This window comes from Streptomyces sp. NPDC059785, from assembly GCF_042732375.1.
In the GTDB taxonomy this organism is placed as follows: domain Bacteria; phylum Actinomycetota; class Actinomycetes; order Streptomycetales; family Streptomycetaceae; genus Streptomyces.
In genome coordinates this window covers 1-10,249 of record NZ_JBHWHV010000119.1, presented here as the reverse complement: position 1 = coordinate 10,249, position 10,249 = coordinate 1, and the positions used below count along the sequence as shown (strand labels likewise).

Genomic DNA, 10,249 nt, shown 5'->3' with positions numbered 1-10,249 from the left:
GCCCTGCGGGCACGCGGGGTCTGCAGGGGCGCGGGCCCCCGTGTGCTCAGCTCGCCGCGTCCACCAAGGCCAGTTCGTGCAGGCGCTCCGGTGGGCCGGGACGCGCGTAGTACCAGCCCTGAGCTGTGTCGCAGCCGAGTATCTTCAGTTGTTCGGCCTGGGCGCCCGTCTCGACGCCCTCCACGGTGACCGCCAGGTCGAGGTTGTGGGCGAGAGAAACGATCCCTTCCACGATCTTCAGGTCGACCGGGTCGGCGGGGAACTGCTGCATGCCGCGGGTGAAGGAGCGGTCCAGCTTCAGGATGCTGACCGGCAGGCGGCGCAGGTTGGCGAGGTTGGAGTAGCCGGTGCCGAAGTCGTCCAGGGCGATGTCGACGCCCATCTCGGCCAGCCGGCGCAGCGGCTTCAGGAGGTCGTCGTCGGCGCCGATCAGCGCGGACTCGGTGACCTCGAGGCAGAGCGCGTCGGGGTCGAGGCCCGAGCGCTCCAGGATGTCCACGGTGTCGGAGACCAGGCCGGGATGCGTGAGCTGGCAGGGCGAAAGGTTCACGTTGATCCGCAGGGGGCCCGCGTCGGCGTGCCGTTCCTGCCACTCGCGGGCCTGCCGGACGGACTGCTCCAGGACCCAGCGGCCGAGCGGGACGATCAGTCCGGTGCGCTCCGCGAGCGGGATGAAGCGGTCGGGGCCGAGGACGCCGTGCTGCGGGTGCAGCCAGCGCACCAGGGCCTCGGCGCCGCGGACGCTGCCGTCGCCGAGGTGCACCAGCGGCTGGTACTCGATGAAGAACTCGCCCCGGTCGAGGGCGGTCGGGAGCGCGGTGGTGAGTCCGTGCCGGGTGATGGCGCGGGCGTCGGCCTCGGGGTCGGCGAGCTCGTAGCGGTTGCCGCCCGCGGACTTGGCCCGGTACATCGTGATGTCGGCGCTGCGCAGCACCTCGGCGGGACCGCGTTCACCGGCCGGCCCCTCGACTATGCCGATGCTGCCGCGCACGGTCAGCTCGCGGCCGTCGATGCTGATCGGGGTGACGAGCGCGTTCATGATGCGTTCGGCGAGCTCGTCGACCTGTCGCTCGGTGTCGTGGCCGGTGGTCAGCGCGACGAACTCGTCGCCGCCGAGCCGGGCGACCATCTCGCCCGAGGCGGTGGCGCAGGACTGGAGCCGGTCGGCGACCTCGACCAGCAGCCGGTCGCCCGCCGCGTGCCCGAGGCTGTCGTTGATGGTCTTGAACCCGTCGAGGTCGAGGTAGCACAGCCCGAACCGCTGGCCCTCGCCCGCCGCGAGCGCCTTCTCCAGGCGCTCGAAGAACAGGGTGCGGTTGGGCAGTCCGGTGAGCGCGTCGTGCGTGGCCTCATAGCGCAGCCGCAGGTTCAGCAGCCGGCGCTCGGTGGTGTCCTCCATGAGCGCGAGCTGGTACTGGGGCCGGCCGTCGGCGTCGCGCAGCAGCGACACCGTCAGGTTGGTCCACAGGGCGGTGCCGTCGGGCCGGTAGAAGGCCTTCTCGACGTGGTAGTGCTCCCGCTCGCCGCGGACCAGTTCCTCGTACAGCCGCCAGAGCTGGGGGCCGTCCTCGGGGTGGGTCCACTCCGGGGCGCGGCGGCCGCGCAGCGACTGCTCGGAGCCGCCGAACATGCGCAGCAGGGCGCCGTTCACCTCGAGGATGTTGCCGTCGAGGTCGGCGATGCCGATCCCTATGGCGGCGCCCTCGAAGACCGCGCGGAAGCGGGCCTCGCTGGCGTGCAGCGCCTCGGCGACGAGGCTGCGCGCGTTGAGGGCGGCGTGGGAGATGGCCTCCTGCTCGGCGAGCGTGCGGTCCCGCAGGGCCTGCGCGAAGCCCGCGGCCATCGCGTGCTGGAGGCGCGCGGAGCGGGTCCGCAGGGACTCACCGCAGCCGTCGCCGCCGCAGTACAGGACCAGGTAGGCGTCCACGCAGTCCAGGGAGCGGCTGAGCGCCTCCGGGTCGGTGCAGTGGGCGTCGATGAGCGCGGCGCCGACGGCCTTGCCCTCCGCGGCGTCGTACGCGCGGGCCCGCAGCGCTTCGCTCAGGCGGCGTGCGAGGGGCAGCAGCCGCTCCTCGAACTCGAGGCGGGTCAGTGACGTGGAGGTCACCGGGAAGACCGCCCGGCTCCAGATCGTCGCGAACCGGCGCAGTCTGTCCTCCGGCCCGTCCGGCTCCGCGGTCACGCGACGCGCCCCACGCCCGCGAAACCGGAATAGGCATACGGATCGACGTCCTCGGGTGCCGTGTCGGGCCGCCAGTCCGGCATCGGCACCAGTCCGGGTTCCACCATGTCGTACCCCTCGAAGAACCGCGCGATGTCGTCGCGCGAGCGCATGATCAGCGGGTTGCGGATGTTCTTGTACACGTCGACCGCGCCCTCGGCCTGTTCCGGCGGGAGCGGGATCCGGTCGTAGGAGGCGTGCGTGACGACGAGCAGGCTGCCCGGCGCCAGCGCGTCGCGCAGCTCGGCCACCGCACTGTACGGGTCCTCCGCGTCCTCCACGAAGTGCAGTATGGCAACGAGGAGGACGGCGACCGGACGGTTCAGGTCGATCAGGCGGCGGACCTCCGGGGCGGCCAGGACGTCCCGGGGCTTGCGCAGATCGGCGGCGACGACGCCGGCGTCCTCGTTGCCCTGGAGGACGACCTGGCTGTGCGCGACGGCGACCGGGTCGTGGTCGACGTAGACCACCCGGGCGCCGGGGGCGGCCGCCTGCGCCACCTCGTGCACGTTGCCGAAGGTCGGGATGCCGGAGCCGATGTCGAGGAACTGGGTGACGCCCTCGGCCACGGCGTAGTGCACCGCGCGGCGCATGAACGCGCGGTTCGCCTGGGCGATCTTGGGGATGCCCGGCATGAACTCCATCGCCTTGCGGGCCGCCTCGCGGTCGACCTCGAAGTTGTGCGAACCGCCCAGGTAGTAGTCGTAGATGCGGGACACGCTCGGCACCGAGATGTCGATGCTTCGAGGGGCCCAGGCGGGACGCTCCATCAAACTCTCCATGGCGTAGGCGATCCGGTGTTCGAGCTGAGGCTACTGATCGCCCGCCGAACGAGCGAGCCAAAACGGAAATTGACCGTCCGTTCATCGGCGACTGCCTCCGGCACGTGCCGAATTGCCACCTTACGAGCAGCCTGCCTGCGGCTCGGCGGACGGGCGGATGTGGTGCGGGTAACGGTGAAACCGGCCGCCGGACCGGGAAGTCCCCCTTCCGCCCAGCCCAACGAGGGGTGGTGCCCGCCGGCGGGTCGGCGCCCGGGACTCACGGAGGCACACCCCCGGCGCGACCCACCCCGACCGCGTGCGCACACTCCGGGCGCGCTCCGACCCACCCGGGCACGGACACCGGCTGAACGGGGCGGTACGCGGCGGACGGGGGCGGGGTGTGGGAGGCGGGGAGCGGCCGGGGGGTTCGCGCGGGGCGGGCGGACGACCAGGGGCCGACCGCGGCGAGGTGCACGCGGCGGGCGGGACTTGCGCGGGTGGGGGGGATGGCGTGGGTCGGCGTACGCGGTGAGCGGCACACGTGCGGGGCAGGCGGGGGCGGGGCGGGACGCTCGGTGAACGAACGGGGGCTGCGCGGATCGTGCGCGGCGAGGCAGCCCGGCGGGGCGCGCGGCGGCGGCCGGGAGCTGCACGGCCGGTGCGCACCGAGCGCTGGGGGCACGGGGCCTGCGCGGACCGGGCCCGGCGGAGCGCACGACGGGCAGGAGCTGCGCGGCGCAAGTGCGGTGGACCCGGGTAAGCCCGACCGACGGATCCCGTACGGACGCCCCCTCGGCGTACCCGGCGAGCCCGCGTGGGGCGGGCAAGACCGGGCGCGCGGCGGCGGCCGGGAGCTGCACGGCCGGTGCGCACCGAGCGCTGGGTGCACCGGGCCTGCGCGGACCAGGCCCGGCGGGGCGCACGACGGGCGGGAGCTGCGCGGCGCAGGTGCGGTGGACCCGGGTAAGCCCGACCGACGGAGCCCGTACGGGCCGTACGGGCGCCCCCTCGGCGTACCCGGCGAGCCCGCGTGGGGCGGGCAAGACCGGGCGCGCGGCGGCGGCCGGGAGCCGCACGGCCGGTGCGCACCGAGCGCTGGGGGCACGGGGCCTGCGCGGACCGGGCCCGGCGGAGCGCACGACGGGCGGGAGCTGCGCGGCGCAAGTGCGGTGGACCCGGGTAAGCCCGACCGACGGATCCCGTACGAGCCGTACGGGCGCCCTTCGGCGTACCCGGCGAGCTCCCGTGGGGCGGGCACACTCCGGGCGCGCGGCAGGACGGGCCCGGGCCGGAACGCCTCCGGCGCACCGCGGCGCGCAAGCGGCGCACCGAGCCCGTCCCGGGGCGGACCGGCGCCGACGGGACCGCGGGCGCGCACCGGCCGACCGGGGGCGCACAGCCGCGTCACGGCCGCAGGCCCGCTCGGGCCGACCGGCCACCGTCGGCGACCGCGACCGCGCTCGAACCACCCGGCCGTGGACGGCGGCCGCTGTCTCCCCGAGCCATCCGGCGCAAACCGGGCCAACTGCCGGGCCCGCCAACGCCCCGAGGCCGCAGCCTCGGAGGACCGACCGGAAGCCATGCGGTCGGACCGCTCAGCCGCATCGCAGCCGCAGGCCCGCTCAAACCAACCGGCCACCGCCGGCGCCACCGCCGGCGGCCGGAGGGTTGGACCGGTCGGCGCCCCGCCACACCGGCGACCCCACGCCCCGGGCCGACTGCCCCCGCCGCCGCTGGGAGCCGCAAGCCCCTCGGTCGGCTGCCGGATCGGTCGCCCGTCGGCTCGTCCGGTCACTCCCCCGCCGAGCCGGCAGGTGCGGTGCGCTGCGGTCGGCCCCGGGCGGCCCTCGGGCGCCCGGCACGCCGGAGGCGGGTCCGTGGCCGTAGACGCGAGGCCGCCGCGCCGGCTCAGGCGCGTCGCGGGCAAGCAAGCCGCAGGCAGGCGCGTCGCGGGCCGGCGCGTGAGCGGGGGTGCCGCACGCGCGTGCCGCCCCCTCCGTGCGGTGCGGAGGGGGCGGTCGGGGTCGGGCGTCGCGGTGTGTCAGTTCGGTGGACTCGCTTTTCGTCCCCTCCCTTCCGCGATCCGTTGCTCGGTGGATGAGTGAGCGATCAACCCTGGGGTGGTGATCCCTACTTCGACGCGCCGACCGGCTTTCCGTCGGGCGAGACGGCGTACCACGTGCCGCCCACGCCCTGACCGTTGGTGTCCCCGGGAGCCTTGTCGCCGGAGAAGGTGTAGATGGGCCAGCAGTCGACCGTCATCTGCTTGGTGCCGTCGGAGCGGGTGAAGCTCATCAGCCCCTTCTTGGTCACGCCCTTGGTGTCGTCGGCGGTGACCGGCGCGACCGCGGGCCACTTCTCCAGGCAGGCGCCGGTGCAGTTCGAGATCGACTTGGGCCAGGCCTCGTCCTTCATGAAGCGGTAGACCGTCATGCCGTTCTTGTCGATGACGATCTCGCCGAGCTTGGCGTCCTTGCGGACCGACAGCCCCGGCAGATCGGCCGCCGCGGCCTTCTTCCCGTCGGGCGCCGAGGCGTACCAGGTGCCGCCGACGGCCTGCCCCTTGGTGTCCCCGGCCTTCGTGTCCTTCGCGTACCGGTACATCGGCCAGCCGGCGATCGTGAGCTGCTTGGTCCCGTCGGCCCGGGTGACCTCGCCGAGCAGCGACTTGTCCACGCCCGCGGCGGCGGTCGCGCCGTCGGCCGGCACCGGCGGCCAGGCCTTGGCACAGTCGCCCTCGCAGTTGGTCTTGGGCGGTTCCGCGGTGTCCTTGTCGAAGCGGTACAGCGTGAAGCCCGCGCTGTCGGTGACCACCTCGCCGAGCTTGGCGTCGTCCGAGACGGCGAGTTCACCGGCGGCCTCGCCCGCGGAACCGGCACTGGCCTCGGCGCTCGCGTCGGTACCCGTACCGACGCCGTAGCCGTCGGCCGCGGGCGCCGCGCCCACGTTCTGGGTGCCCGTCGACTGGCCGCCCTGTTCCTGACCGCACGCCGTCGTGAGCGCCAGCACGGCTGCGGCTGCCGCCACCAGTGAGGCGCTCCGCCAGGAGGTCTTCATGTCAACTCCCCGTCAAAATATGGGTGTTGCAGCGTCCTAGTGCGCCGCTTCTGGCCCTAGGTACGGGCGGGGACCGCCGATGTGTTCAACCGGCCCGGGAATTTCTTTCCGAACCCTGTGTCCCGGCCGGACGGCGCCCGCGCCCGCCTCCGCCCCCGGCCCACGTCCGCGCCTCGGCCTCCCTGTCCACCGGCGTACGCATACGTGTACGCCCCGGGGGCAAAGACCCGCGCGACCTGTCCCTCCTTCAGGGCGTTTAGCCCGGGCTCCGGCGTGGACGGCGGCGGCGCGGCCGAAGCTCTCGGGGTGCATCCACACAAAACGAGCCGATCAGGGCTCGCCGCAAGGGTGTTGGCGCTGCTCGCGCTGACCTGGATCCTCAGCGGGGCACCGGCCGGCGAGGCGGCCGCCGACGCGTGCGCGTACGCCTCGACGGGACCGGGCGGCGGCACCGGCGCGGTGTCGGTCGCGGGGTCGGACTGCTGCATCGCGGGCCCCGTGTTTCCGCGGCCCTGCCCGACCCCCACACCGACCCCGCCGCCCAAACCCCCGCCACCGAAGCCTCCGCCACCCCCACCCCCACCCCCACCGGAACCAGCGCCGCCGAAACCGGAACCGCCCGCCCCGGCACCCCCGCCACCGCCCGCGCCGAAGCCGGAACGGAGCGTGGCCGCCCCGCCGCCCGCCCCCGCCCCGAAGCCGAGCCCGCCGAAGCCGAAGCCGAGCCCGTCCAAGGCGTCACCGAAACCGGTGAGCTATCCGCCGTACCGGATCACCACGCGCAAGCACCCGCGCCGCACCGGCCCTCCCCTGGTCTCCCTGACCCTGCTCATCACCGTGCCCGCACTGCTCGCCGTCGCCGCGCTGCGGCCGCGCTAGACCTTTCGAGGAGACTCCGTTGTCGAATTGGCTTGTTCTCACCGTCGTGATGGTGGCCGCTTGCGCCGGCGCCCTCATCGTGGCAATCGTCCGGCACCGGGCCGCGAGCGATGACGACGATCCGTCCGAGACCCCGGACGTGATCGAGTACATGACGATGATGATCGGCGTGGTGTACGCCATCGTCCTGGGCCTCGCCATCGCCGGTGTCTGGGAGGAGCGCGGCGCCGCCCAGGACTACGTGCAGACGGAGGCCCAGTCGCTGCACGAGATCTCGGAGCGGGTCCGGGTGTATCCGCCCGAGGTCCGCGACCGCATCCGCGCCGACGTCGACACGTACGTCCATCAGGTCGTGACCGCCGAGTGGAAGAGCCTGGCGGACAAGCACGAGGTCACCGCCGAGGGCGGCCGGCTCTTCGAGAAGATCCGCCGGGACGTCACCGACTACGAGCCGAAGTCGGACTTCGAGGCCCAGGCGTACCAGCCGCTGGTCGACCAGGTCACCGCCGCGGACGCCGCCCGCAACGGCCGCGCCGGCGCGGCGGAGCCGACCATGCCCGGCGTGGTGTGGTTCGGACTGATCGCCGGTGCGCTGGTCACCGTGGGCATGCTCTTCGCGCTCCAGATCAGGCGGACACCCAGGGAACTGATCCTCGCGGGCATCTTCTCCGCGCTGATCGGCTTCCTGCTGTTCCTCATCTGGGGTCTCGACGCGCCCTTCAGCCGGGGGCTCGCGGCCACCGCGGACCCGTTCCTGTCCCTGTTCCCGCACGCGCGCGGCTAGTACGGTCCGCGAACCGGGCCGGCCCCCGCCGGCCCCACCACGGGAACCGCCTCCGGGGGCGGACGCCATGCCGCGTCCGTCCCCCGGTCGTAGCCCCGCCGTCCCCCGGGCGGCCCATCCGATTACCCCGTTCGCGCGACACCGATCGCGCCCGGGCGGACACGTTCCTAGCGTTTCGCTCGTCGAGGTGCATTTCAGGCGCATGCGGAAAACGTCCGCGGCGGGCTCCTCGGGACCGGAGGCTCACCATGCGCGCGATAGGTGTCGCCGCGGCAGCCCTGCTGGGCGCGACCGCCCTGACCTTCACCGCGCCCGCCGCGCAGGCCGCCGGCGGGGACGACGACGTCACGCCGTTCGGCTTCAGCGTCCAGCCGTCGACCGTCGCCCCCGGCGGCACGGTCACGCTCCAGCTGCGCCGGGACCGCGGCTGCCGGGGCAACGCCACGGTGTCCTCCGGTGTCTTCGACACCGTCACCATCCGGCACGGGCAGACCACGGGCAGCGCCGTCGTCGACTGGGACGCCAAGCGCGGCGCCGTGTACCAGGTGACGTTCACCTGCGACGGCATCAGCGGGCACACGGCGCTGGGCATCGCCACCGGCCGACCGAACGACCCGGGCCGCCCCGACGATCCCGGCCGTCCCGACGACCCGGGCCGTCAGGACCCCGGCGGCGAAGGCCGTGACGAGCTGCCGGTGCAGCGCGGGGTGCGCGCGGGCGTCGGCGGCACCGTGGCCGGCTTCGACCTGGCGGAGCTCGGCCTCGGGGCCGCGCTCATCATCGGTTCCGTCGGCACCGCCTGGTACCTGTCCCGCCGCCGCGGCGGCACGGACGAGTCCTGACCGCCGGACCCCGGCGATCCGTCATGGCCATACGCCCGGTGCGCACAGCCCTTCACCCCGGCCTCCTCCCGACAGCGGGAGAAGGTCCGGGGCGAAGGGCTGTCACGCGTGCCGCCGCGGACAACGGGCGGTCACGGGCGGGCGGTTCAGATACGGCTCTCGGCCCGGCGGCGCATCCAGAACACACCGCCGCCCACGGCCGCCGCCGCCACCAGTCCGCCGCCGATCGCCATGTCGGTGGGCGTGGCACCGCTGGCGCTGCTGCCGCCGAGACCACCGCGCACGCCGCCGATGACGGTGAGGGCGGCGGGCCGGGTGAGGCTGCGGTTCTCACCGCAGCGGGCGGTGATGTCGTACGAACCGGGGCGGGCGTTGCGGTCGATGGCGACCGTCGCGCTGGAGGTTCTGCCGCTGACGTGGCGCAGCGGTGTGGTGCGGAAGACCGGCGAGGAGACGGTGCTGCCGGGCATCTGGCAGGACGAACCGTCCACGGTGACGGTCAGTTGGCCGCCCCGCGCGATGACGCTGGGCATGGCGACGATGTTGCTCGGACTTTCCCAGGCCGTGGCCGCTGGGGCGGCCAGCCCCAGGGCCGCGACCGCGGCGGCCGAGACCGCCAGGGCACGAGTGGTACGCATAGGATCCTCCGCGGAAGGCGCCCCGGGACCCGTCCCCGGTCGATCGGCGGATAAGCACCTCCCAGACAGACCCTCAATTGCCACGCGGGGGGCCGCATGTCGGGAATGGTCCGTCCCGGTGAGACGACACGCCGGGAGAAATCCGTAAGACGGTATATAGCCGCAGGTCACGGACCGTCAGAAATTTAGTTCCGGCAGCGACTCGGATGGCGCACGCCATCCGGGTCCGCCACCCGTTCGCACTCTCCCCCGTCGCCCCGCGGGCAAGCTGCCCTTAGCGTTTTCCGTATGCGCGACGGACGTGGCGACGGCCGCGTCGAGAGGGGTTTGCGAATGTACGCGTCCGAGCTGGGCGAAGAGGAGGAGAGGCAGAAGAAGCGCGCGCCCTGGGGTGTCATAGCGCTTGTTCTGCTGACCGGCCTCGCTCTCATTCGGAACGGTTCGGGGGAATTCGATGTCGGACCGCCGCAGCCGGCGACGGCCGCGGCGGCGGACGGCCGTACTCCGCACGCCGCCGCCAGGTCCGGTCCCGAGCCGCTTCCGTACTCCGAGGCGGACCGGGTCCGGATCCCCGCCATCCAGGTCGACGCGCCCGTCATGCCGGTGGGTCTGGACGCGGCGGGCTGGGTGGACGCGCCGCCGCCGGAGGACCCGAACCTCGCGGGCTGGTTCACCGGCGCCGTGTCTCCGGGCGAGAAGGGCACGTCCGTCGTCGTCGGCCACGTCGACAACAAGCTGGGGCCCGCCGTCTTCTACGGGCTCGGCGCCCTGAAGAAGGGGAACCGGGTCGAGGTCCGGCGCAAGGACGGCAAGACGGCGGTTTTCGAGATCTACGGAATCGAGGTCTTCGAGAAGAAGGACTTCCCCGGGGACCGCGTCTACGGCGACAAGGGAAAGCCCGAATTGCGGGTCATCACCTGCGGCGGCGGTTTCTCCAAGCAGCACGGGTACGACGGAAATGTGGTGGCGTTCGCCCGCCTGACCGACGTGCGCTGAGCAACGGCATCACAGTCGGCCTCACCGGGCGGTGTGGGCCGGTACGGAAATTCCGTACCGGCCCACAC

The 10,249-nt window shown here is 73.6% G+C and carries 8 protein-coding genes; 4 read left to right on the top strand and 4 right to left on the bottom strand.

The window, feature by feature from the left end:
- Nucleotides 1–46: 46 nt before the first annotated feature.
- From ACFV6E_RS42465 to ACFV6E_RS42455, 3 genes are all read right to left on the bottom strand, one after another.
- The gene (locus ACFV6E_RS42465) at nt 47–2,182 is read right to left on the bottom strand and encodes a putative bifunctional diguanylate cyclase/phosphodiesterase (protein ID WP_385177814.1); all 2,136 of its coding nucleotides are present in this window, start codon (nt 2,180–2,182) and stop codon (nt 47–49) included.
- A complete protein-coding gene (locus ACFV6E_RS42460; protein WP_385177812.1) occupies nt 2,179–2,991 on the bottom strand; it encodes an SAM-dependent methyltransferase in 813 nt (270 codons plus the stop codon). Before ACFV6E_RS42460 ends, ACFV6E_RS42465 begins: the two co-directional genes overlap by 4 nt.
- 2,124 nt (nt 2,992–5,115) lie before the next feature.
- Nucleotides 5,116–6,042: an SCO0930 family lipoprotein gene (locus ACFV6E_RS42455; RefSeq protein ID WP_385177586.1), complete on the bottom strand. Its 927-nt coding sequence runs from the start codon at nt 6,040–6,042 to the stop codon at nt 5,116–5,118.
- A 750-nt stretch (nt 6,043–6,792) separates the two neighbouring features.
- Here ACFV6E_RS42455 and ACFV6E_RS42450 point away from each other — a divergent pair.
- The 3 genes from ACFV6E_RS42450 to ACFV6E_RS42440 all read left to right on the top strand — a co-directional run bounded on the left by ACFV6E_RS42450 (nt 6,793) and on the right by ACFV6E_RS42440 (nt 8,547).
- Nucleotides 6,793–6,921, top strand: coding sequence for a hypothetical protein (locus ACFV6E_RS42450; RefSeq protein ID WP_385469106.1), 129 nt, complete (start codon nt 6,793–6,795; stop codon nt 6,919–6,921).
- 19 nt (nt 6,922–6,940) lie between these two features.
- Complete coding sequence (locus tag ACFV6E_RS42445; RefSeq protein WP_385177589.1) at nt 6,941–7,705, top strand: hypothetical protein; 765 nt, start codon at nt 6,941–6,943, stop codon at nt 7,703–7,705.
- Nucleotides 7,706–7,953: 248 nt separating this feature from the next.
- Nucleotides 7,954–8,547 carry a hypothetical protein gene (locus ACFV6E_RS42440; RefSeq protein WP_385177591.1) on the top strand — a complete coding sequence of 198 codons (594 nt, stop codon included), beginning with the start codon at nt 7,954–7,956 and terminating at the stop codon, nt 8,545–8,547.
- A 146-nt stretch (nt 8,548–8,693) separates the two neighbouring features.
- Here the strand turns inward: ACFV6E_RS42440 and ACFV6E_RS42435 are convergent, their stop codons facing one another.
- Nucleotides 8,694–9,185 carry a hypothetical protein gene (locus tag ACFV6E_RS42435; protein WP_385177593.1) on the bottom strand — a complete coding sequence of 164 codons (492 nt, stop codon included), beginning with the start codon at nt 9,183–9,185 and terminating at the stop codon, nt 8,694–8,696.
- Nucleotides 9,186–9,518: 333 nt separating this feature from the next.
- Here ACFV6E_RS42435 and ACFV6E_RS42430 point away from each other — a divergent pair, with 333 nt between their 5' ends.
- On the top strand, nt 9,519–10,181 hold the full coding sequence (locus ACFV6E_RS42430) for a class F sortase (RefSeq protein ID WP_385177595.1): 663 nt from the start codon (nt 9,519–9,521) through the stop codon (nt 10,179–10,181).
- Nucleotides 10,182–10,249: the final 68 nt, after the last annotated feature.